The sequence below is a fragment of the Streptomyces sp. NPDC026673 genome, assembly GCF_040638135.1.
GTDB lineage: Bacteria > Actinomycetota > Actinomycetes > Streptomycetales > Streptomycetaceae > Actinacidiphila.
The window spans coordinates 26,573-49,182 of the sequence record NZ_JBEZXR010000059.1 but is presented as its reverse complement, the minus strand read 5'-3'; the positions used below and the strand labels follow the sequence as shown (position 1 = coordinate 49,182).

The 22,610-nt window shown below is 71.3% G+C and carries 21 protein-coding genes and 1 pseudogene; 10 read left to right on the top strand and 12 right to left on the bottom strand.

The genetic code is table 11. The features are described 5' to 3' along the window. Window positions 1-306 precede the first annotated feature (306 nt). The 4 genes from AB0F62_RS31115 (at window position 307) to AB0F62_RS31100 (ending at window position 2,667) form a co-directional block, all read left to right on the top strand. The gene (locus tag AB0F62_RS31115) at window positions 307-771 is read left to right on the top strand and encodes an Ohr family peroxiredoxin (protein WP_361806720.1); all 465 of its coding nucleotides are present in this window, start codon (window positions 307-309) and stop codon (window positions 769-771) included. Between the two features lie 223 nt (window positions 772-994). Beyond that, complete coding sequence (locus tag AB0F62_RS31110; RefSeq protein ID WP_361806717.1) at window positions 995-1,744, top strand: SDR family oxidoreductase; 750 nt, start codon at window positions 995-997, stop codon at window positions 1,742-1,744. A 120-nt stretch (window positions 1,745-1,864) separates the two neighbouring features. Further along, on the top strand, window positions 1,865-2,461 hold the full coding sequence (locus tag AB0F62_RS31105) for a YceI family protein (protein WP_361806714.1): 597 nt from the start codon (window positions 1,865-1,867) through the stop codon (window positions 2,459-2,461). Beyond that, complete coding sequence (locus AB0F62_RS31100; protein ID WP_361806711.1) at window positions 2,458-2,667, top strand: hypothetical protein; 210 nt, start codon at window positions 2,458-2,460, stop codon at window positions 2,665-2,667. The genes AB0F62_RS31105 and AB0F62_RS31100 overlap by 4 nt, the downstream gene beginning before the upstream one ends. Before the next feature lie 96 nt (window positions 2,668-2,763). Here AB0F62_RS31100 and AB0F62_RS31095 read toward each other — a convergent pair whose 3' ends face one another. The 6 genes from AB0F62_RS31095 to AB0F62_RS31070 all read right to left on the bottom strand — a co-directional run bounded on the left by AB0F62_RS31095 (window position 2,764) and on the right by AB0F62_RS31070 (window position 10,518). After that, complete coding sequence (locus AB0F62_RS31095) at window positions 2,764-5,145, bottom strand: excinuclease ABC subunit UvrA (protein WP_361806708.1); 2,382 nt, start codon at window positions 5,143-5,145, stop codon at window positions 2,764-2,766. A gap of 268 nt (window positions 5,146-5,413) precedes the next feature. Next, window positions 5,414-5,824 carry a VOC family protein gene (locus tag AB0F62_RS31090; RefSeq protein ID WP_361806705.1) on the bottom strand — a complete coding sequence of 137 codons (411 nt, stop codon included), beginning with the start codon at window positions 5,822-5,824 and terminating at the stop codon, window positions 5,414-5,416. Window positions 5,825-5,921: 97 nt separating this feature from the next. Further along, the gene (locus AB0F62_RS31085) at window positions 5,922-6,494 is read right to left on the bottom strand and encodes a GNAT family protein (protein WP_361806702.1); all 573 of its coding nucleotides are present in this window, start codon (window positions 6,492-6,494) and stop codon (window positions 5,922-5,924) included. Window positions 6,495-6,874: 380 nt separating this feature from the next. Next, entirely contained in the window at window positions 6,875-7,723 is an 849-nt protein-coding gene (locus tag AB0F62_RS31080; RefSeq protein ID WP_361806699.1) for an alpha/beta hydrolase, read from the bottom strand. Between the two features lie 250 nt (window positions 7,724-7,973). Beyond that, complete coding sequence (locus AB0F62_RS31075; RefSeq protein ID WP_361806696.1) at window positions 7,974-8,924, bottom strand: alpha/beta hydrolase; 951 nt, start codon at window positions 8,922-8,924, stop codon at window positions 7,974-7,976. Window positions 8,925-9,021: 97 nt separating this feature from the next. Next, window positions 9,022-10,518 (bottom strand): cytochrome b N-terminal domain-containing protein, encoded by a 1,497-nt coding sequence (locus AB0F62_RS31070; RefSeq protein ID WP_361806693.1) that lies wholly within the window; start codon window positions 10,516-10,518, stop codon window positions 9,022-9,024. A gap of 513 nt (window positions 10,519-11,031) precedes the next feature. Here AB0F62_RS31070 and AB0F62_RS31065 point away from each other — a divergent pair. Both AB0F62_RS31065 and AB0F62_RS31060 read left to right on the top strand, forming a co-directional pair. Further along, window positions 11,032-11,814: an RNA polymerase subunit sigma gene (locus AB0F62_RS31065; protein ID WP_361806690.1), complete on the top strand. Its 783-nt coding sequence runs from the start codon at window positions 11,032-11,034 to the stop codon at window positions 11,812-11,814. Window positions 11,815-12,424: 610 nt separating this feature from the next. Then, a pseudogene (locus AB0F62_RS31060) lies at window positions 12,425-13,045 on the top strand (sigma-70 family RNA polymerase sigma factor); the annotation flags it as partial. 406 nt (window positions 13,046-13,451) lie between these two features. Here AB0F62_RS31060 and AB0F62_RS31055 read toward each other — a convergent pair. Together AB0F62_RS31055 and AB0F62_RS31050 are read right to left on the bottom strand one after the other, a co-directional pair. Beyond that, window positions 13,452-13,892, bottom strand: a complete 441-nt coding sequence (locus AB0F62_RS31055; RefSeq protein ID WP_361806687.1) for a MarR family transcriptional regulator — start codon at window positions 13,890-13,892, stop codon at window positions 13,452-13,454. A 10-nt stretch (window positions 13,893-13,902) separates the two neighbouring features. Next, window positions 13,903-15,258, bottom strand: a complete 1,356-nt coding sequence (locus tag AB0F62_RS31050; RefSeq protein WP_361806684.1) for an NAD(P)/FAD-dependent oxidoreductase — start codon at window positions 15,256-15,258, stop codon at window positions 13,903-13,905. Between the two features lie 354 nt (window positions 15,259-15,612). Between AB0F62_RS31050 and AB0F62_RS31045 the strand changes: the two genes are divergently transcribed. Both AB0F62_RS31045 and AB0F62_RS31040 read left to right on the top strand, forming a co-directional pair. After that, window positions 15,613-16,074, top strand: coding sequence for a hypothetical protein (locus AB0F62_RS31045; RefSeq protein WP_361806681.1), 462 nt, complete (start codon window positions 15,613-15,615; stop codon window positions 16,072-16,074). Between the two features lie 179 nt (window positions 16,075-16,253). Beyond that, window positions 16,254-16,733, top strand: a complete 480-nt coding sequence (locus AB0F62_RS31040) for a cupin domain-containing protein (RefSeq protein WP_361806678.1) — start codon at window positions 16,254-16,256, stop codon at window positions 16,731-16,733. 72 nt (window positions 16,734-16,805) lie between these two features. On the opposite strand, the gene AB0F62_RS31035 is transcribed toward AB0F62_RS31040, so the two are convergent. Then, on the bottom strand, window positions 16,806-17,681 hold the full coding sequence (locus tag AB0F62_RS31035; RefSeq protein WP_361806675.1) for an RNA polymerase sigma-70 factor: 876 nt from the start codon (window positions 17,679-17,681) through the stop codon (window positions 16,806-16,808). Between the two features lie 48 nt (window positions 17,682-17,729). Beyond that, window positions 17,730-18,461, bottom strand: a complete 732-nt coding sequence (locus tag AB0F62_RS31030) for an SDR family oxidoreductase (RefSeq protein WP_361806672.1) — start codon at window positions 18,459-18,461, stop codon at window positions 17,730-17,732. Window positions 18,462-18,995: 534 nt separating this feature from the next. Here AB0F62_RS31030 and AB0F62_RS31025 point away from each other — a divergent pair. Together AB0F62_RS31025 and AB0F62_RS31020 are read left to right on the top strand one after the other, a co-directional pair. Beyond that, on the top strand, window positions 18,996-19,493 hold the full coding sequence (locus tag AB0F62_RS31025) for an Ohr family peroxiredoxin (RefSeq protein WP_361806669.1): 498 nt from the start codon (window positions 18,996-18,998) through the stop codon (window positions 19,491-19,493). Between the two features lie 468 nt (window positions 19,494-19,961). Further along, complete coding sequence (locus AB0F62_RS31020) at window positions 19,962-20,351, top strand: hypothetical protein (RefSeq protein ID WP_361806666.1); 390 nt, start codon at window positions 19,962-19,964, stop codon at window positions 20,349-20,351. Between the two features lie 95 nt (window positions 20,352-20,446). Here the strand turns inward: AB0F62_RS31020 and AB0F62_RS31015 are convergent, their stop codons facing one another. Further along, on the bottom strand, window positions 20,447-21,037 hold the full coding sequence (locus AB0F62_RS31015) for a hypothetical protein (RefSeq protein WP_361806663.1): 591 nt from the start codon (window positions 21,035-21,037) through the stop codon (window positions 20,447-20,449). Next, window positions 21,034-22,458, bottom strand: coding sequence for a HAMP domain-containing sensor histidine kinase (locus AB0F62_RS31010; protein WP_361806744.1), 1,425 nt, complete (start codon window positions 22,456-22,458; stop codon window positions 21,034-21,036). Before AB0F62_RS31010 ends, AB0F62_RS31015 begins: the two co-directional genes overlap by 4 nt. Between the last annotated feature and the right edge of the window lie 152 nt (window positions 22,459-22,610).

The following is a 22,610-nucleotide window of genomic DNA, read 5'->3' as shown; positions in this document are numbered from 1 at the left end:
AACACGATGGGCACGGTGGAGCGGCGATTCCCGGCCACCTGCCGTCTGCGCCGATTTCCGCCGGTCGGCGAGGAATCGGGCTGCGGGCCGCACCTACCGCGGGTCGGTGCCCCCGAGTCGCGGGCCCGCTGTCACAAGGTGTGCTGCCGTCCGGTCAAAGTCATTGATCACGTATGGGAGCTTTTCCCGGGATGACGAAGGGCAGACGATGAAGACAGCGGTCACACGCGCCGCGCACACCTCCCCTCGTCGGTACGCCCCGGGCCGCGTTGCGTCGCCGCGCCCTCCCGCGGTCGGGGCGGCCTGGTGAGCGAGGACCCCCACGGCGCGCCCTTCTCCACCCTCTACAGCACGACCGTGACCGTCGACGGCGGTGAGGCCGGTCACGGGAGGGCCACCGGCAGGGCGCGTTCGGCCGACGGGGTACTGGACATCAGCCTGCGATTGCCCGCCGAACTGGGCGGAGACGGCGAGGGCAGCAACCCGGAGCAGCTCTTCGCGGCGGGGTTCGCGGCCTGCTTCCACGCCGCGCTCAGCCTGGTCGCCCGGCGGGCCGGAGTGAGTCCCGCGGCGATCTCGGTGGCGGCGACCGTCGCCATCGGCCGCGACCCCGCCGACGGCGGGTATCGGCTGCGTGCGGACCTGCTGGTCACATGGCCGGGGGTGGAGGCGGCGACCGCCGCCCCCCTCCTGGCGCAGGCCGACTCACTGTGTCCCTACGCCAGGATGGCGCGGCAGGGCGCACCGGCGACGATCAGGCTGGCCTCCTGAGCGCGGGGCCCGCCGGTGCCGGCACCTGACCCGGGTCGACGGCCCCTGCGCGGTGCGATCCCGCACGTCCGTACCCGGTCCCGCCCGGCCGGACGGCCGCCCGCTGTCACAAACCGAGCGGCTGCCCGGTCATCCCCGGTGAGAACGCATCGCACCCCGTGCCGGTGGGCGACTCACCGCCCTCCTGCGCGCCGCGCACGAGAACATCCGAGAGGACTCCGTTATGAAGGTCGTAGTGATCGGCGGAACCGGGCTGATCGGCTCGAAGGTCGTCGCCAAGCTCACCGAGCACGGGCACGAGGCTGTCGCCGCCTCGCCGAACACCGGGGTCAACACGCTGACGGGCGAGGGCCTCGCCGAAGCCCTGGAGGGCGCGCAGGTCGTGGTCGACGTCTCGAACTCGCCCTCCTGGGAGGACGAGGCCGTGATGAACTTCTTCCGGACCTGCACCTCCAACCTCCTGGACCTGGCGCCGAAGGCCGGTGTCCAGCACCACGTGGCCCTGTCCATCGTCGGCACCGACCGGCTCCCGAACAACGGCTACTTCCGTGCCAAGCTGGCCCAGGAAGAGCTGATCAAGGCGTCCGGCGTCCCGTACTCCATCGTCCACGCCACGCAGTTCTTCGAGTTCGTGAACGGGATCGCGGACTCGGCGACCGAGGGTGACACAGTGCGTGTCGCGCCCGTCAAGTTCCAGCCCATCTTCTCCGACGACGTGGCCGCCGCCGTGGCCCGTACCGCCGTCGGCACGCCCGTCAACGGCCTGGTGGAGATCGCCGGCCCCGACGTGTTCCAGTTCGACGAGCTGATCCGCGACGTGCTCGCCGCGCAGAACGACCCCCGCAAGGTCGTCGCGGACCCGCACGCCCAGTACTTCGGTTCCGAGCTCGAGGACTCCTCCCTCGTCCCCGGCCCCGGCGCGCAGCTCGCCGGCACCCGCTTCTCCGACTGGTTCGCGCAGCAGCAGGGGTGACACCCGCGGGTGGCCCCTGCCCCGGGCAGGGGCCACCCGCGACCGCGTTCGCCTGGGTTCCGCCGGCCTCGGACGGAATGCGGCACATCCGAGATCCCCGTACGAAGAGGTCGATCCGTCATGCTCAGAAACCGCGCGGAGACCACTGCCCCGGGCATCGGCCCGCGGGAGGAGCCGACCGGCGCGTACGTCATCGACCCGGACCACAGCGCGATCGGCTTCTCCGTCCGGCACGCCATGGTCACCAACGTACGGGGCAGATTCAGGGCGTTCGAGGGGTTTCTCAGGCTCGACGGGCTCCGGCCCGGCCGGTCCGAGGCCCATGTGAGCGTACAGACCGGCAGCCTGGACACGGGGGCGCGAGCGCGTGACTCCCACATCACCGGCCCGGACTTCCTGGACGCGGCGACGTTCCCCCTCATGGTCTTCCGCTCCACCGCGGTCGTCCCCGTGGGCGAGGACACCTTCCGGATGACGGGGAGCCTGAGGATCAAGGACGTCGAACTGCCCCTGCGCATCGACCTCGACTACGGCGGATGTGGCATCGACGCCCACGGGCAGCGACGTGTCGGCTTCGAGGGCGCGGCCACCTTGCGTCGCTCCGACTGGGGGCTCGGCTGGAACGTCCCGCTGACGGCCGGGGGCCTGCTGCTCAGCGACACCGTGCGGCTGGAACTCAGCGTCTCCGCGCTGCGGCTGGGCCGGGGGGCCGCGTGACGGCCCGGTCCTGGGACGAGGACTCCGATGTCATGGCCGCGGCCGCGGCGCTGGCCGCCCGATCCGTCGCTCTGCAACGGCGTGCCGTCGAACTGCGCCGGGAACTCGCCGAGCTCTCCGCGCGGATGACCGCCGTCGCCGAGGCCCTGCACCGGCTCGGCGGTCCCGGGCGCCTGCCGGACACCGCCACGGGCGGGGAGCGCTGAGGCCGCGGAACATCGCACACCGACGGCGTACGCGGGGCCGGGGCGTGGTCGCCCCGGCCCCGCGTGCCGTCTCCCGCGAACCGCGGCCGGCCGCGGTCAGGCGCCGACGTAGGACGCGAGGTGCCGGGCGGTGAGGGTGGAGCGGTCGGCGACGAGGTCCGCGGGCGTACCTTCGAAGACGATCCGGCCGCCATCGTGCCCGGCACCGGGGCCAAGGTCGATGATCCAGTCGGCGTGCGCCATGACCGCCTGGTGGTGCTCGACGACGATGACGGACTTGCCGGAGTCGACGAGCCGGTCGAGCAGCCCGAGCAGCTGCTCGACGTCGGCGAGGTGCAGGCCGGCCGTCGGCTCGTCGAGGACGTAGACGCCGCCCTTGTCGGCCATGTGCGTGGCAAGCTTGAGCCGCTGCCGCTCGCCGCCGGACAGCGTGGTGAGCGGCTGGCCGAGGCTGAGGTAGCCGAGCCCGACATCGGCGAGCCGGCCCAGGATGCGGTGGGCGGCCGGCGTGTGGGCCTCGCCCGCGCCGAAGAACTCCTCGGCGTCGGTGACCGACATGGCGAGCACCTCGCTGATGTCGCGCCCGCCGAGGTGGTACTCCAGCACCGACGCCTGGAACCGCTTCCCCTCGCACTCCTCGCACGTGCTGGCGACGCCGGCCATCATCGCCAGGTCCGTGTAGACGACCCCGGCGCCGTTGCACGTGGGGCAGGCGCCCTCGGAATTGGCGCTGAACAGTGCCGGCTTCACGTCGTTGGCCTTCGCGAACGCCTTGCGGATCGGGTCGAGCAGCCCGGTGTACGTCGCCGGGTTGCTGCGGCGCGAGCCGCGGATGGGGCTCTGGTCGACGGACACGACCCCCGCGCCGCCGGGGATGGACCCGTGCACGAGGGAGCTCTTGCCGGAGCCGGCGACGCCGGTGACAACGGCGAGCACCCCGAGGGGGATGTCGACGTCGACGTCGCGCAGGTTGTGCGCCGAGGCACCGCGGATCTCCAGGATGCCGGCGGGCTTGCGCACCGTTTCCTTGAGGGACGCCCGGTCGTCGAAGTGGCGGCCGGTGATGGTGCCGCTGGCGCGCAGCCCCTCGATGTCGCCCTCGAAGCAGACGGTGCCGCCCGCCGTGCCGGCGCCGGGGCCGAGGTCGACGACATGGTCGGCGATCGCGATGGTCTCCGGCTTGTGCTCCACGACGAGCACCGTGTTGCCCTTGTCGCGCAGCCGCAGCAGCAGGCCGTTCATGCGCTGGATGTCATGGGGGTGCAGGCCGGTGGTGGGCTCGTCGAAGACGTAGGTGGTGTCGGTGAGCGAGGAGCCGAGGTGGCGGATCATCTTGACGCGCTGTGCCTCGCCGCCGGAGAGGGTGCCGGACGGCCGTTCCAGGGAGAGGTAGCCGAGCCCGATCTCCACGAACGACTCGAGGGTGTGCTGCAGCTTCGTGAGCAGGGGTGCCACCGACGGCTCGTCGAGGCCGCGCACCCAGTCCACCAGGTCGCTGATCTGCGTCGCGCACGCGTCGGCGATGCTGATCCCGGCGATCTTCGACGCTCGAGCGCCCTCGCTGAGCCGCGTGCCGTCGCACTCGGGGCAGGTGGTGAAGGCGACCGCCCGGTCCACGAACTCCCGGATGTGCGGCTGCATCGCCTCCTTGTCCTTGGCGAGCATCGACTTCTGGACCCGCGGGATCAGTCCCTCATAGGTCATGTTGATGCCCGCGATCTTCATCCGGGTCGGCTCGCGGTGCAGGAAGTCGTGCAGCTCCTTCTTGGTGAACTTGCTGATCGGCTTGTCCGGGTCGAAGAAGCCGGACTCGGCGTAGAGCCGGGCGTTCCAGCCGCCGCCCTTGTAGCCGGGCACGGTGATCGCGCCCTCGTTGAGCGACTTGGAGTCGTCGAAGAGCTGGGCGAGGTCGATGTCGGAGACCGCGCCCCGGCCCTCGCAGCGCGGGCACATGCCGCCGGTGCGGGTGAAGGTGACCTTCTCGGCCTTGCTCGCGCCGCGCTCGACGGTGATCGCGCCGCTGGCCCGGACGGAGGGGACGTTGAAGGCGTACGCGCTGGGCGGCCCGATGTGCGGGGTGCCGAGCCGGCTGAAGAGGATGCGCAGCATCGCGTTCACGTCGGTCACGGTGCCGACCGTGGAGCGGGGGTCGGCGCCCAGCCGCTGCTGGTCGACGGTGATCGCGGTCGTCAGCCCGTCGAGGACGTCCACCTCGGGCCGGGCCAGCGTCGGCATGAACCCCTGCACGAAGGCGCTGTAGGTCTCGTTGATCAGCCGCTGCGACTCCGCGGCGATCGTGTTGAACACCAGGGAGCTCTTGCCCGAGCCGGAGACCCCGGTGAACACCGTCAGCCGGCGCTTCGGGATCTCGATGCTGACGTCCTTGAGGTTGTTCTCGCGCGCGCCGTGCACGCGGATCAGATCGTGGCTGTCGGCAACGTGCGGCGCAGGCGACTGCGCGTCCGCCTTCTTGGCCATGTGTGTCGTCTCTCCATCCGTCCGGGTGCGGCGGGCCGTCCTCGCGGTGCCCGTCAGTGTCGCCTGGCTCGATCCGACCGGCTCGATCCGACCGGCTTCGAACAGTATGTCGGGTTTCCCGTCACCGGCGCGGTCGCCGCAACGGTGGCCGCGGGCCGGGCCGCCCCGCTCCCGCTTCCGGCCGGTCCCGGTCGAACGGACCGGGCCGCCGGGGCGTTCCCGCCGGGTGTCGCGGGGATGCCGGGCGCGGAAGCGGGGCGGAGGGGGTTCAGCGGACCTCGTTGAAGCGGATCGTGTTGCCCGCCGGGTCGCGGAAGGCGCAGTCACGGATCCCGTAGGGCTGCTCGGCCGGCTCCTGGACGACCTCGGCGCCGCTCGCCTCGAGCCGCTCGAAGACGCCGTCCAGGTCGGGGGTGGCCAGGGTGATGCGGGCGTAGGTGCCCTTGCCCATCATCCCGGTGATCGTGCGGCGCTCGTCCTCGGTGATGCCGGGATCGGCGGCCGGCGGCTCCAGGACGATCGCCGTGCCGGGCTGGTCGGCGGGGCCGACGGTGATCCAGCGCATGTCGCCGTATCCGACGTCGTTGCGGACCTTGAAGCCGAGGGTGTCGCGGTAGAAGGCCAGCGAGGCCTCCGGGTCGGTGTGCGGGAGGAAGGTCCAGTGAATGGTGATGTCCATGCCCGTCACGCTAGCCGCGGCCCGTCGGCGGGGGCTTCTCCATTCCTGACCGATCCGATCGACCCGCGCCCGGCACGCACGGCGAGCGGACGGCCACTCAAAGCGAAGGCGTGGAGGCGGGCCGACGCCACCGGTCCGCGGTCATCCGCCAGACGACCCCGATCCCCGCCTCGCCGGGAGCGGACGGCCCCTCCGGCTCCGGCACGCGTCCGATCTCCGTGAAACCGAGGCGCCGGGGGACGGCCGCGCTGGCCGTGTTGGCGGCGTCGTGGTGGATCTCCACGCGGTCGATGCCGGCGAGCGCGAAGCCCTGGCCGGTCAGCGCCGCCGCGGCCGTCGTGGCGAGGCCCCGGCCGGTCCAGTGGGGATGGAGCCAGTAGCCGATCTCCAGCCCGCCCGGGCCGATGCGGCGGTGGAGGCCGCAGCTGCCGATCACCGTGTCACCCGAGGTGATCGCGTAGGCGAACTCCTCCCCGGCCTCCCACGCGTCGTGGCTGCGGGCCAGGAAGCCGGCGGTGTGTTCTCGTCCGTGGCCGGCGGCCCAGGGCATCCACGGCAGCAGATGCTCCAGGGATTCCCCGATCGCCCGGTCCAGGGCGTCGACGTCGTTCGTGCGCCACCGGCGCAGCTCGAGCAGGTCGGAACGGAGACTCTCCGCGGGCCTTTCCATGCCCCGGATGCTCTCGCGGCCCGCGCGGGCGGGCAACGCGATTTCGCCCGGGTGCGGGGCCGGCCCCGTGCGGCCGGGCGGCGACGCTCTGTCCCGTGGGAGGCCGCCGGGTCGCCGGCTTCCCGTTGCCGGCTTCCCGTTGCCGCCGAGGCAGCGGACCGTGCCGGTCGACGTCGGGACACTCGTGGCCGACGCCTTAACGGCGGCCGCGGATCCGGCCGCGGCCGTCGACTTCGTGGTGCTTGCCGACCGGGCGGAACGGGCAGCCGGGCCTCCGCGTCGTCAGCGGCCCGGTCCCGGGGACGGGCTCGCGCGCGACGACGAGCGGGCGGGAAGGCGCATGACGCGCCGTCCCGCCCGCGGGGTCATCGGACCGGCGCTCAGCGGACGGAACGCGCGGCCTCCTCGATGATGTGAGCGGCGTCCTTCGCGTGCGACACGCTCACCGCGTGCGACGACCGGACCTCGGTCACGTGGGCCTTGGCGCGCTTGGCCATGAAGACCTGGGCGTCACGGGGGATGTTGAGGTCCTTGGAGGCCACCAGGACCCAGGACGGGATGGTCTTCCAGGCCGGCTCGCCGGAGGGCTCGTAGAGCGCGGCACCGGACACGGGGCGCTGGGTGACCGCCATGATGTCCGTGGTGTGCTCGGGGACGTCCGCGGCGAACTGGTGGTGGAACTTGGCCTGGTCGATGTAGAGGTCGGCGCCCTTGGACCCGTCGGGCTGGGTGATCGGGACCTCGTGCAGGGCCTGACCGAGCGTGCTGCCCGGGAACTTGTCCGCCAGGTCGAAGGCGCTCTCGCCCTTGTCGGGCATGAAGGCGGCCATGTAGACCAGCGCCTTGACGTTGTCGGAGCCCTGGGCGGCGTTGGTGATCACCGCTCCGCCGTAGGAGTGGGCGGCGAGGACCACCGGACCGTCGATGCTGTCCACGAGCTCCCGGACGTAGGCGGCGTCGCTCTTCAGCCCGCGCAGCGGGTTGGCCGCGGCCACCACCGGGTAGCCCTCGTGCTTCAGCCGCTTGACGACGCCGTTCCAGCTGGTGGAGTCGGCGAACGCGCCGTGGACCAGGACCACGGTCGGCTTGCGGTGGTGCGAGGGGGCGTTCCCGCCCTTGGCGGCGCCCGCCGGGGCGACGGCCGTGGCGAGGAGACCGGCGGCGACGGTCAGCGTGGCCATGACGGTGAGCGGGGTGCGGATGTTCCCGCGACGAGCGTGACGATTCACGAGAGGCCCTTTCGAGGCAGGGGTGGGTGTACAGCCGTGTCCTGGTAGTGGGACACCGGCCGTGGATGCGGCGACGCTGCCGCACGTTCTTGGGGGGGATGGGCTCGTGGCGGCTCGGCTCGGGGGCTCGAGCGCTTCTCACGAGCGCCGGTCTGCGGGGGACGGGGACGACCGTTCCGGTTCCGGCTCGGTCACAGAACCGGAGGCGTCCATGTGAGGCCGGTCTCCCGCGATCCGGCGATGGTGGAACTCAGTTGGTGTGCAGCGCGGTGTGGAGGGCGCGGGTGGCCTGCTCCATGGCGGCGGTGGTGGCCTGCGTGGACCACAGCGGGTTGAGCATCATGAAGTCGTGCAGTGTGCCGTTGTAGCGGACGCTGGTGGTGGGGACACCGGCCTGCGTCAGCTTGCGGGCGTACGCCTCGCCCTCGTCCCGGAGCACGTCGTTCTCGTCGACGATGACCAGCGCCGGCGGAAGTCCCCGGAGCTCCTCCAGGCTCGCCCGCAGCGGCGACGCGGTGATCTCCGCGCGCTGCGCGGGGTCGGTGGTGTAGCAGTCCCAGAACCAGGCCATGGCCTTCGCCGTCAGGAACGGCCCGTCGGCGAACTGACGGTAGCTGTCGGTGTCCTGGGCCGCGTCCGTGACCGGGTAGTAGAGCGACTGGTGCACGAAGGTCACGTCACCGCGCTGCTTGGCCATGAGGGTCAGCGCCGCGGCCATGTTCCCGCCCACGGAGTCGCCGGCCACCGCCATGCGCGAGGCGTCCAGGCCCTCGTCCGCGCCCTTGGCGGTGATCCACCGGGCCGTCGCGTACGCCTGCTCGATCGCCACCGGGTACCGGGCCTCCGGCGAGCGGTCGTACTCGACGAACACCACCGCGGCGTGGGCCATCACGGCCAGCTCCCGCACCAGGCGGTCGTGCGTGCCCGCGTTGCCGAGCACCCATCCGCCGCCGTGCACGTACAGCACGACCGGCAGGGCGCCCTCCACGTCGACGGGCTTGACGATGCGCACCCGCACGTCCCCCACCTCGGCCGGGACCGTGACCCACTTCTCCCACACGTCGAACTTCTCGATCGGCGCGGCCTGGAGATCGTCGAGGACCTTCCGGGCGCCCTCGGGGCCGAGTTCGTACAGGAAAGGCGGATTGGCCGTGGCGTCCGCGATCTCCTGTGCCGCGGGCTCAAGAACGGGCTTGCTCATCTGGCGAACTCCCAGGTTCGGCACTTTCGTGCTTTTTCTTTCGTCCCTATGACAAGGGACCCGGCGAAGATGTGACAGATATCGGCGGAAACAGTTCTCACCGGTGCTCGTCGGTGTGGGCGATCTCCTCGAATTCCCGCACGGTGGGCTTGGGAATCTGCGTCCCCTCCCCGTAAAGGCCCCGGCTGAGCGCGGCGCGCACGCGCTGGACGCGGCCGGCGTCGGGATCGACGCGGATCGGCGCGTACTGCTCGTGCTGGGTCAGGACGTACAGCCGCTCCCGGCTGAGCGGTTCGTGGACCTCGAGGTACTCGCCGTTCGGCCGGCGCCTGATGATTCCGGTCTCACGGCCGTGCAGCACCTTGTCGCGGTCGCTGCGCTGGAGCGCGAGCGCCCATCGTCTGGTCACCACGTAGACGGCGAAGGGCACGACGAAGAGGCCGACGCGGACGGCCCACGTCACACCGTTGACCGAGACGTGCAGGCGGGTGGCGATCAGATCGTTCGCGGCACCGAGCAGCGCGACCGCGTACACGCTGATCCAGGCCGCGCCGAGTGCCGTGCGCACCGGCCGGTTGCGCGGCCGGTCCAGGAGGTGGTGGTCGCGCCCGCCGTCGCGGGTGACCCAGGTCTCGATGAACGGGTAGGCGCCCAGGGCCAGGAAGAGCCCGCCGCCGACCAGCAGCGGCACGAGGTTGTCGAGGGCCAGAGTGTGGCCCCAGAAGGCGACCTCCCAGCCGGGCATGACCCGCAGCAGTCCGTCGAGCACACCCATGTACCAGTCGGGTTGCGACCCCGCGGTGACCTGGTCGGGGCGGTAAGGGCCGTACAGCCAGATGGGGTTGATCTGCGCGACCGAGGCGATGATGAGGATGATCCCGGCCACCAGGAGGAAATACGCGCCGGACTTCACGGCGTACACCCGGAAGGGCAGGCCGACGACGTTCCTCTCGGTGCGCCCGGGCCCTGGATACTGCGCGCGCCTGTGACGACGTGCCAGGACCAGATGGGCGACGAGAATTCCCGCCATGAGAGCGGGGAGAACGAATACATGGAGCGTGTTGAAGCGCGCGACCAGATCCGTCCCCGGATATTCGCCCCCGAAGAGGAACATCGACAGATAGGTGCCGACGAGCGGTATGGAGAGAAGCGTTCCGTACACGACCACGAGCCCGGTCCCGGAGAGCAGATCGTCCGGGAGGTCGTATCCGGTCAGGCCCTCGAACATGCCCAGGACCAGCAGCGCGAAGCCGAGCAGCCAGGTGATCTCGCGGGGCCTGCGGAACGCGCCGGTGAAGAACACCCGCATCATGTGGGCGAACATGCTGGCGACGAAGATCAGGGCCGCCCAGTGGTGGGCCTGGCGGATCAGCAGGCCGCCGCGCACCTCGAAGGAGATGCGCATGGTCGAGGCGAATGCCTCCGACACGATCTCGCCCTGCAGCGGCGCGTAACTGCCGTGGTATTCGACCGCCTTCATCGACGGATGGAAGTACAGCGAAAGATACACACCCGTGAGCACGAGGACGATGAAACTGTAGAGGGATATCTCCCCCAACATGAAGGACCAGTGGCTGGGGAACGCCCTCCGCATCCTGGATTTGTCCCGGTCGCCGGCACCCACTCGCCGGCCGACCCATTCCGCAACCCTTGCTCCCCGGTCGGGTCGTCGCGATGTGGTGGGTTCGCTCCTGCTGCCCATGTTCCTTGTCACCATTCATCGATCAACCGCGGCGCTCACCACGCCGTCAGGGGGCAACGCACGAAGCGGGCTCCCGAGGTCGTCCCTTTCGCGCTCTGCTTCCACCTTTAGGACCGTCCAGGTGGCAAAGGTGTGACACGGACACTTCGGCAACGTCCTTCGTTCTCCGGTCGGCCACGGAAAGCGACACTGCGTCGCTCTTCGGAGATATGCGAGGGCAATGTCACAAGATCCGCACTCACCCGGTCTCAGCTGGTGAGTCGGAAAAGGGCGAGCGGACATGGACATCACGAGGATGCGGCGGTCGCCGTCGCGGCGTCCTCATCGGCGACGTCCCGTCCACGGCCCTCCGAGCCTCGACGAACTCGATGCGTACTGCCGTGGTGGGTGAGGGAGGTTGGGGGCATGGAGTCTGCCGGTGACGCGGTACCGATCGCCGAGCTGCTGGACGAGCGTCGGTACGTGCTGGATGTGGCGTCGCGCATGGTGGGGACCGCGGCGGCGGAACGCGTCGTGGATGAGGCCTACCGTCGGTGGTTCGGCCTGCCGGAGACGGCGCGCGGGCGGATCGCGTCGCCACGGTCCTGGCTGGCGGACGCGGTGGGTGAGATCGGCCCGGCGTGGCCGGCGACGGCTTCGGACGCCTTGCCGTCGGCGCGCCGGGCGGTCTTCGCGCCCGACGCCGTCGCCGGGCCAGCGTGGGGCGAGGCGGCCGGGCCGGCGGGCCGGTCGGAGCCGGAGCGGGCGGAACTCGCGGATCGCGCGCGCCGATCGCTGTCGGTGCGGCGGTCGCGTCCCGCGTCGGCGGAGGAGCACGACGCGGTGGTGCGCGCGGTACGCGAGGCGTGTGCGCACGAGGACGTGGTGCGGCTGGGTGCATTGCTGCATCCGGACGCCACGGCCTTCTTCGACGGCGGGGGGAAGGTCCGTACGCTGATGCGGCCCGTCCACGGCGGCGACCTGGTCACGCGCAGTCTGCTGACCCTGCTGGCCCGCCGTCCGCGGGTGACGTTGACCACCCAGTCGGTGAACGGCCGTACCGGGCTGGTGGCGCGCTACGACCGGCAGGTGGCCGCGGTCATCAGCCTCGACATCGCCGACCACCGAGCCGTCCAGGCCTGGATCGTTCTCAACCCGGACAAACTCCGAGCCTGGAACCATCCCCGACGCCCCGCTACCGACGTCTGACAGCCGGCACACGACGCACGGGGACGCCGCGATCTTCACTCTCTGTCAGAGTGGCACTACGTTGATCAAGTCTTCAACCACTTGTGACAACATGGCACCCTCCGTGGACACCGGGAGGGAAGTTCTGTTCGACTCTTCACAGTGTCGCCACGCAGAACGGGAGGTATATACCTTTTGTCCAAGGTATGCTGTGAACACATGGTGGGTTGCAATCCCGGAAACACACCGTGGAATCGCCCGGGACCCGCCGTTCGGAACCCCACCGATGACGCCTCCCCATCCGTTTCCGTCACATGATCGGATCGATCCCGGTCTATGGGGCGGACAAGATTGGAGCGGTCGTGACTTTGAGTGACCGAAGCCTCTGCGGGAGTCATGCGCTGGATGCATCGTGTGACACCCTTCAGCGGCGCGATCGAGGGCTGCCCTGTAAATGATCTCTGACCGGATGGATGAGCCACCCGCATCGGCATCGCCCGGCGAGGGCGGGTTCGTGCGGGCCGACGATGCCGAGCAGAGCGCCGTCGCGCGGCCGCCCCACGACGAGCCCGGACAGCCCGACCGAAGGAACGACGACCCGGGGACCGAGCGTCCCGAACCGTCCCCCGGCATCGAGACCCTCGACGAGGCGGCCTCCGTCTTCGTGGAACTCCAGCCGCGGCTCTTCGGCATCGCGTACCGCGTGCTCGGCAGCGCCGTCGAGGCCGAGGACGTGGTCCAGGAGGTGTGGCTGCGCTGGCAGAGGTGCGACCGCTCCGCGGTGCTCAGCCCGGTCGCCTTCCTGTCGACCACGACGACCCGCCTGGCCATCAACGTCGCGCAATCCGCACGCGTGCGCCGGGAGACCTACATCGGACCGTGGCTGCCCGAGCCCATCGACACGAGCTCGGACCCGGAGGCCGGCGCCCAGCAGGCGGAGTCCCTGGAACTCGCCCTGCTGCTGGTGCTGGAGAGGCTGAAACCCACCGAGCGCGCGGCCTACGTACTGCGCGAGGCCTTCGACTACGGCTATGCCGAGATCGCCGAGATCCTCCAGCTCAGCCTCGTCAACGCGCGGAAGATCGTCAGCCGTGCCCGCAAGCACCTGCTGGCCGAGCAGCGCGAGACCGTGGACACGGGGGAGCACAAGCGCCTGCTCAAAGCCTTCGTCTCGGCGGCCCGGACCGGGGATCTCGCCCAGCTGGAGGCCCTGTTCACCCCCGAACTCGTCCGCCTGCCCGACCGCGACGGCGGTCACGGCACCGTGTGCGTTCCCGTCCCCGACCATGAGTACGGGGAGGCCGGACGGCAGTCGCCGCGCAAGAGGGTCGCGGCCGACTGAGGCGGGTCCGGCGCCCGCGGGTCGCGCAGCGGTGGGAGGGAGGCGGCGGCGAGCGTTGCGGGACGACGGCGACGCAGCCGCCGGAAACGCGACCGGGCGCCGGTGCCGGAGCACGCGACACCGCGTAGATCGAACGGGGTAGCCCCAAGAGGCGGCACCGACAGACGGGATGGAACGGGGAGAGGGCCGGGCCCCTGTCACGGCGGGGAGGGCGACGCGGCGGTGGGGGCGCCTCCCGGGCCCGAAGGACTACGGGGGACCGCGGTGACCGACGACACCGCCGGGCGAGAGCCGTCGGTGCGCGACGCCGTCCCCTCTATCCGAGCGGCCTCTCAGCCGGGCCTCGGAGATAGCGGAGCAGGTCGGGGTCGGTGTCCTCGCACGCGAGACCTCGTACGGCTTCCTCGACGGCCCGCTCGAGGAGCGGGGCGCCGAGCCGCAGCACATCCTGCGCGACCAGGGTGAGGCGTACGTCGACGTCGCGCCGATCGCGGGGCGAGGCGTCCGTGGTGATCAGGCCGCGGTCCCGCAGCCGGGTCACCAGCCGGCCGGTCGCGGGCCGGGACAGCCCCATCCCGTCGGCCAGTTCGTCGAAGTGAAGGTGTCCCGCGGCGTCGGAGGCGCCCTCCTTGAGCGCGGTCAGGGCGTGGAACTCGCGAACGCCCACGCCCAGGCAGCGGTGCAGTTCCCGCTCGACGTGGTTCTCGATCCGGCGGTGGAGCCGGGTGAACGTGCTCCACCGCCTCGTCAACGTCATGTGCCCGCGCTCACACCGCGGCGCGGTCGCCCGCCCGGTCCTCGGCGGGGGGCACGGGGCCGGCACTGGTGACGAACGCGTCCCGAGGATGCTGCACGGAGGCGAGGGAGACGAGATCCCGGCCGAACAGCGCGGCGGTGAGCCACACCGTGAGCACGCGGACCTTCCGTTCCCAGGTGGGCACCGCGAGGACGTGGTAGCCGCGGTGCATCAGCCAGGCGGGGAGACCCTTGACGACGATGGCCTTGTACTGGAAGATCCCGCGCCCCAGGCCCAGGGTGGCCACGACGCCGAGGCTGCTGTGGCGGTACTCGCGGACCGTGCCCCCGCGCAGATCGGCGATGATGTTCTTGGCCAGGCGCTTGCCCTGCCGGACGGCGTGCTGGGCGTTCGGCACGGTGCGCGCGCCCGGGACCGGCGAGGCCAGGTCGGGCACGGCCGCGTCGTCTCCCGCCGCCCACACCTCGGGCACCGGCTCGCTGTCCGTGCCCACCCGGAGGTCGGGCCGCACCACGAGCAGCCCGCGCTCGTCGACCGGCAGGTCCGTGTGGTTGTGCACGACCGGGTTGGAGGCGTTGCCCGCGGTCCAGACGATCATCGCCGAATCGAACTCCTCCCCGCTGGACAGCACCACGTGTCCGTCGACGGCGGAGACGAGCTGGGTGTTCAGGTGCACGTGCCCGCCGCGGCGCTCCAGATGGCGCACGACCCAGGAGCCGGGCTTGTCGGTCACCTCGGGCAGGATGCGGCCCCTCGCCTCGACCAGGTGGAAGGAGAGCTCGTCCCGGCTCAGCTCCGGGTAGGACTTCAGCATCGCCGTGGCCAGCGACAGCAGTTCGCCGAAGCCCTCGACTCCGGAGAACCCGCCGCCCACGAAGGTGACGGTGAGCAGCTTGCGCCGCTCGGGCCCCGGCGGCAGCGACGCCGCCTGGTCGAACGCGGTCAGCAGCCGGTCGCGGATGGCGACGGCCTCCTCGACGTGCTTGAGCCCGATGGCCTGCTGCGCCAGGCCCGGAATGGGGAAGGTCCGGGTCACGGCGCCGGCGGTGATCACGAGGGTGTCGTAACGGAGGTCGTAGGAACTTCCGTCCACCGAGCGGACGGTGACCGTCCGGTCCGCGTTGCGGATCTCGGTCACGCTCCCCGCTATCAGCCGGGTCTTGTGCAGGTGCCGTCGCAGCGACACGGCTGCGTGGCGTGCCTCGACCGAACCGGCGGTCACCTCCGGCAGGAAGGGCTGGTAGGTCATGTAGGGACGCGGGTCGACGACGGTGACCCGTGCCTCTCCGGCCCGTAGCCGCTTCTCAAGGCCCCAGGCGGTGTAGAAGCCCGCGTAGCCGCCGCCGACGATCAGGATCTCGCGCATGATTCCCTCTGTTTCTTTCCGTCACCAGAGAGACAGCACAGCCCGAGCCGGTGTGACAGAGCATGTCCCGTGCGTGCCGAACACTGTGATCAAGACAGTGTGAAGCCCTCGCGTCACCCGGGCTCCGCCTCCCGAGCACGCCTCCTGAACAGGAGTTTTCATGGCCTACCACCACTCGCGGGGCGCGCGGCGCGGATGCGCCTGCCAGGTCGGGTAACACTGTCTGCTACGTTCCCTGAGAACCGACTTCAGGCCGGGACGGCCGGACGTTGGCGGCGATTCCCACCACTCACCGAGCAGACCCACCGCGTGTGGACCCCGGCCCCCTTCGCCATTCATCTCATGGAGCCCCCGGTGCGCACAGCACTCCTGTCCGCCGTACTCGCCACCACCGTCCCCCTCGGCCTGTTGGCCACGGCGTGCGCGGACGAGCCGCCACCCGACCGGAAACCGCCCGCGAAGCTCGAGCGGGGTCTGCGGGTGGGGGCCGTCTGCTCGTCGCACTTCACCTTCGCCACCGATGTCTCCTGCGGGCTCACCGACTTCGGTGACGTGCGCTTCCACTGCGCCGACCCCCACAGCGACACGTGCCCCAGGACCCGGTCCGTTACGCTGGAGAACATCGGAAGGACGCCGGTCAGACTCGTGGCCGTCAGCGGATCGGCCCCCGGCGAGAGGCACGAGACGGTCTCCGTCACCCTGGCCTCCGGGGGACGCCAGGTGCTGGCGCCCCGCGCGGGCGACACCTATCTCTACGACATCCTCCTGCGCGCGGGCACCGGCCTGGCGGCCGTGGGCGTCGTGGCCGTCTCCTGACCTCGCCGTCGGCGCGGTCCCCGCGGGGCACGCTTCCCCGGAACCGGCGGCTGTCACACGGGCCCGGGGAATCCGGTCTGTCCCCCAAGGGGCGTGGCCCCGGGCGACCGCCCGGAACGGCCGGCGAATGCCCCGCACGTGCGCCCGAGCGCACACGACGCGAGTGAGGGATGGTGGGCATGTCGTACCCGAAGCAGGTGTATTTCGGAGAAAGCGGCGAGGTCAACGCGAACTTCAGGCCGGCCGACAGCGCACCCGACGTGGGGCGGGCCGGGGACGGCATCCACTACCTGGCGACCACCGACATCACACGCGGTGAGTTCGGGCTCTACCGGGTCATGATGAAGGCGAAGGCGGGCGGCCCCAAGACGCATTTCCACCGCACCATCTCCGAATCCTTCTTCATCCTCAAGGGAACGGTTCGGCTCTTCAACGGCGAGAAGTGGATCGACGCGCAGGAGGGCGACTTCCTGCACGTCCCGCAGGGCGGACTGCACGCCTTCCGCAACGACGCCGACGTCCCGGCCGAGATGCTGCTGCTCTTCACCCCCGGCGCACCGCGCGAGGAGTACTTCGAGAAGCTGTCGCAGATGGGCGACGCCACAGAGGAGGAGCGCGCCAAGTTCCTGGACAAGCACGACTCGTACTTCGTCGACTGACCGGTGCCACCGCGTCCCGGGAGCATCGGCCCCGGGGCGCGGCGCCGGCCCGGCGCGCTCACGGTGCTGTGCTCACGCGGCCAGGGCGGCGAGTTTCGACGGGTTCATCATCCACAGCACCCGGTCGATACCGTCCGCGGTGACGCTCACCGTGAGAACGGCGACGACGGTGCCGTCGCGGGTCAGTCGCACCGCGGGCCCGCCGTTGACCTCGACCGGTTCCACGGTGACGCCGGACCAGAAACGGTCGGCGAAAGCGTGGACGTACTTCGCCACCCGCCGGCGGCCCACGACGGGGAACTTCGACGCCCGCACCGCTCCCCCGCCGTCGGAGTACGAGACGACGTCGTCCGCGAACAGCTTCTCCAGCAGCTCCACGTTGCCGGCCTGGGCGGCCGCCACGAACGCCGCCAGCAGCCGCTGGTGCTCCTCGCCCACGACGCTCGTCCGCTTCTCCGCCGCCAGGCGCTTGCGCGCCCGGCTCACCAACTGGCGGGCATTGGCGTTCGACTGGCCGATGATCTCCGCGATCTGCGCGTACGGGTAGTCGAACGCCTCCCGGAGCACATACGCCGCGCGTTCCGGCGGTGTGAGCTTCTCCAGGAGCATCAGCACCGCGACCTCCAGCGCCTCCCCGTTCACCGCGCCCAGCGCCGGATCCCCGGCGGTGTCCACCGGCTCCGGCAGCCACGGACCGACGTACGTCTCACGCCGGGCCCTCGCCGACTGCAGCACGTTGATCGAGAGCCTGGTCACCGCCGTCGCCAGGAACGCCTGGGCGTTCTCCACTTTGGAGCGGTCATAGGTCTGCCATCGGATCCACGTCTCCTGGACGACGTCCTCCGCCTCGCCGACGCTGCCGAGCATCCGGTAGGCGATCCCGAACAGGCGGCCGCGGACGTCCTGGAACACCTCCGCGGCTTCCTGGAGGTCCTCGGCGTCATCCACCGGATCGTCCTTCGGGAGCATGCTCCGTCGTGGGTGGTCGCGACTGGTTCAGGAGAGCCAGTCCCGGTAGTGGGTGGGGGCGATACGGGCATCGCCGCCGCCGGTGAGGACGTCACCGCGGACGACGGCGAACATGCCGGCGGTGTCGTCGACGACGACGGAACGCCCGTCGCCCTTGGCCGCGATGGTGATGCGGCCGATCTCGTCGAGCGGGTAGACATCGGGGCCGGCGATGTTGCGGACGCCGTTGAGCGGGGCGCCCGCGGCGACTTCGGCGACGGCGCGGGAGACGTCGGCGGCGGCGATCGGCTGAAGCGGCGTGCTCGGCAGGCGCACGGTCTCGCCCTCGGTGGTCCAGGACATCGTCGCTTCCATGAACTCCATGAACTGCGTCGCGCGGACGATGGAGTACGGGATCGGCCCGGCCTTGAGGATGTCCTCCTGGAGCACCTTGGCCCGGTAGTAGTCCAGCTCCGGAACCTCGTCCACGCCGACGATCGAGAGGATGACCATGTGACCGACGCCGGCCTTCTCGCTCGCGCCGATCAGGTTGTCCATCGACGTCTGGAAGAAGGCGGGCGAGGCGTCGTCGAAGGTCGGCGAGTTCGTCAGGTTGACCACGACGTCGGCGTCGGCGACGGCTTCCTCGACACCCTTGCCGCTCAGCAGGTCCACGCCCGTGGACAGCGAGTGGGGTACGGCCTGGTGGCCGGCCGAGTTGAGGTACTCCACGACCCGCGATCCGATGAGCCCGGTTCCGCCGATGACTGCGATCTTCATTGCTGTGCCCATCTCTCGTCGCTCATGCCCGATAGATGCCTCTACGCACTAAAAGTACCCTCGCGGGACCTGGCGCGCCTGGGCGACCGCGGGGCGCCCGGTACGGGCACGGGGCCCGCGGGCCCGATGTCCCGCCACGCCCCCCGCGCGTTGTTCGGTCTTCGGCGAACGTCCGATGGGGTGCCGACGAGCGGCCCCGCGGACGGAAGCTCGCCGAGGCGCCCCACGGCCGTCACTCCTCCGCCGGCGACGGACCCCGACCCGGACCCCGACCCCCCGACCCCGCGAAACGGCGAAGCAGGGCCCGCCCGAAGAGGCGAGAGGGCGCCGCCGCGCGGCAAACGGAGTTCCCGCTCGACGACTTCCGCCGGGAATCCGCTGCTCGTCGTGTCACACGGTGATTGACTGCTTGGTCACACTCGATGATCGGTTCCGGGCCTTCTCCCGGGAAGACGAAGGGCAGGCCATGAAGACCTCCACTGGGAGAGGGAGCCGCGGAGCGGCCCGGGGCGCGCACCGGAGAGGGGGCGTTCGATGAGCGAGCCGATCCGCTTGCCCGACCTCTCCACCGCCAAGGACTACGACGGTCCCGCCTTCTCCCCCATCTACACGACGACCGTGACCGTCAGCGGTGGCGAGGCAAGCCACGGACGGGCCTCGGGGCGGGCCCGGTCAGCCGACGGAGCCCTCGACCTCGACCTGCGGATGCCCGCCGAACTGGGTGGAGACGGCCGCGGCACGAATCCGGAGCAACTCTTCGCCGCCGGACTCGCGGCGTGCTTCCACGGCGCCCTCAGCCTGGTCGCCCGGCAGGCCGGGCTGCACCCCGCCGAGATCTCGGTGAACGCCACCGTCGGCTTCGGGCGGGACCCCCGGGACGGCGGCTACGCCCTCCATGCCGACCTGGTGGTCGCATGGCCCGAGGTGGACGCGGCTATCGCCGCTCGCCTGCTGGAGAAGGCCGATTCGCTCTGCCCCTACACCAAGATGCTCGCCCAGGGGACCCGGACGACACTGACGCTGGCGCCCTGAGCAGGCGCTCCGGGATCCCCGGTCGCCTCTGCGCGTACCGCGCGATCACCACGCCGGAGGATCCGGGGCTGCCCGGACCGGATGCGCACCACGCCCACGGTTTCGGAGGGGTCCCGCCGCAGGCTGTTCGGCGCCGCCGGACTGAAGGGCGTCCACGGCCCCGTGGGAGCCCGGCCGCGCGGTGCTCCGCGAAAAGTCCTCCGCCCGGGGCGTGGGACGGCGGATCGGGGGCAGCCGGATCCTGCGGCGAGGCAGTCACCTGGTGGGTGAACGCCCCGGGCGCCGGGCCCCCCTCCCGGCGTCCGGGGCCGGCCGGGACGTGCCGGGCTCGCGCTCCGGCAGCCCGGCGACGGCAACGGCAACGGCAACGGCAACGGCAACGGCAACGGCAACCGGATCAGAACCGGCGCCGGCCCTCATCACACCGTGGTGACCCACGGCCCGGCACACCGGCGGTAGGGTCCCGGCATGCTGCTTTTCCACTTCACGCGGCCGGAGCTGTGGCCGCTGATCCTGGCAGACGCAGAGATCAAGGCCACTTGGCCGACGGGCTCGGACGACACGCCCGAACTCGCGCGGACGGTGCACCTCACGTCCGATCCCAGCCCCGTCTCGCTCCCCGGGCCCTTCCGTGACTGCACCGTGCGCATCACGGTGGAGGTTCCCGAACCGGAGGCCCAGCGGTGGCACGCGTGGGCGGGCACGAGGCTGCCGGCCCAGACCGTGCACGTCCTGACCGCGACCCACTTCGGCGATCGCCCCGACGAGTGGTTCGTCGTCGAGCGGGCGATCCCTTCGGCGGAGTGGGTGTCCGTCGTCGACCTCGACGTGCGGACCCCGCTGTGGCCGCGACCATAGGGGTCACCACACGCCGGGACCCACGCCGCGCCGCTCGAGGAGCCGGCCCGACGGCGATCCCCCCCGCCCGCGCCGGAGCATGGCGCGGGCTCCTCCTACGACCGCGAGGAGCCGGGGCACGCACCGGCCGACTGCGACATCGTCCATCCGTCCCCGTACACACGGACGTTCTTGGGGGCGCCGAGGCGTCGGGCGCTGAACGAATCGGCCGCGGTGCCGCCGGTACCGCCCGTGTCCGCGGGCAGCGCGCCGATCGACCCGGGCACCTCCGCCGCCGTGCACGCCAACTGCAGCATGGCCGGATGGCTGAGCGGAGCGACGCCTTCGGGAAGCCGGACGGAGAGCGTGTTGTCGCCGCCGACCGTCACCTCCGGCGTCTCCGGCAGGCGCGGCAGTTCCGTGGTCGCCGTCGCCGCCTCCGTCCCGGTCGGGCCGCCGAACAGCAGGCCCACGACGGCCCGCACGTCGGCGGGGCGGTCGAGCTTGCGGGGGTACACCGTCATATCGCCGTCGCGCAGGAAGTACAGGGAGACGATCGTGGGCGCCAGGTACTGCGGACTGGGCGAGAACATGCCGCTCGCCGGTTCGCCGGCCTGGATGACGCCGGACGGCGGGACTCCGCAGGCCGCCAGAGTGAGCGCGGCGGTGAGCCCGGTCAGCAGCGCCGTCCAGCGCGAGCCCTTCACCGGGCACCCCCGGTGGCGTCGTCGGCGGCCGCGGAGTCGCGGTGCAGGGGGAGTTCGACCGTGAACACCGCGCCGCCTCCGGGCAGGTTCGCGGCGGTGACGCGTCCTCCGTGCAGGTGCACGTTCTCCGCCGTGATGGCCAGCCCCAGTCCGCTGCTCTCGCTTCTGGTCCGGGTGGTGCTCGCCTTGTAGAAGCGTTCGAAGATGTGCGGCATGGCCGCCTCGGCGATCCCCTGCCCGTTGTCGGTCACCTCGATGACGGCCCACCCCGTACCGGACCGCTCCTCCCGCACGTCCACGGTCAGCCGCACCGGCGGCGCACCGTGCCGCAGCGCGTTGCCGACCAGGTTGGCCGTCACCACGTCGAGTCGGCGCGGATCCACCCGCGTCCTCAGCACGCCGGGCGGCGGCAGGCTGGTCTCCACCCGGCCCGCCCATCCCCGGGAGGTGAGGGTGTGCCGGACGAGCTCGGCCACGTCGATCTCGTCCAGGTTGAGTTCGGCCGCGCCCGCGTCGAAGCGGGAGATCTCCATCAGGTCGTTCACCAGCGCGCTCAGCCGATTCGTCCCGTCGCTGACCAGCCGCAACGCCTCGCCGGTCTCCCGGTCCAGGCGCAGCGCGTTCTCGTCGAGAACGTCGGTGACCGCCGACATCGCCGCCAGCGGCGTCCGCAGTTCATGGGAGACGTCCGCGACGAAACGGCGTGCCTGGGCCTCCAGGCGGCGCAGCTCCGCGACCGACTTCTCCAGTGCGGCCGCCGTGTCGTTGAAGGAACGCGAGAGGTCGGCCAGTTCGTCGGAGCCGTTGAGGTCGAGGCGGACGTCGAGGTGCCCCTGGGCCATCCGCCGGGTCGCCCGGCGCAGGGCCCGCACGGGACGGAGCACGCCTCTCGCGGCCAGCAGCGCCAAGACGACCGCGAGGCAGAGCGCCACCAGGGTGGCGTGCTCGATGGCGCTGACCATCGCGTCGACATAGCCCTGTTCGGTCTCCTGCGGCACCACCAGGTACATCGCGAGTCCCGAGAGCCTGGACTCCGTTCCCTCGCCGCTGTTGTACGTGACCGGCATGCCGACGACCAGCCAGGGATGCCCGTCGTGGCGCACCCGCTGGAACACCGCGGCGCGGTTGGTTCGCACGGCCCGGCGCAGTTCCGGGCTCAGCTTGTCGAAGTCGGCACTCGGCGTCCAGGCGCGCAGGTTTTCGTACGTGGCCAGCACCCGCCAGCCTTGTGACTGGTTGGCGTGGAGCACCTCGTTCACCGCCGTCTGCAGATCCGCCCGGCCCGGCTCCAGGGGCGTGTTGGCGGCGACGGTGTCGACGCTGGTCCGGAACTGCCGGATGACGGAGTCCTGGCTCTGCTGCAGCACCCCCGTGCGTGCCTCCCGGAAGGCCAGGGCTCCGGTGCTCAGCGCACTGGCCATGGCCACCAGGGCGAAGGCCACCACCAGGCGGGAGCGCAGGCCGCGCAGGGGCAGGGGCGCCTTCGCCACGACCGCCCGGACGAACCGCAGCGGCGCGGGACCCCGCCGGGGCGCGCCGGTCCCCCGTGTCCGCGCGGCCTCGGGCGCCTGCC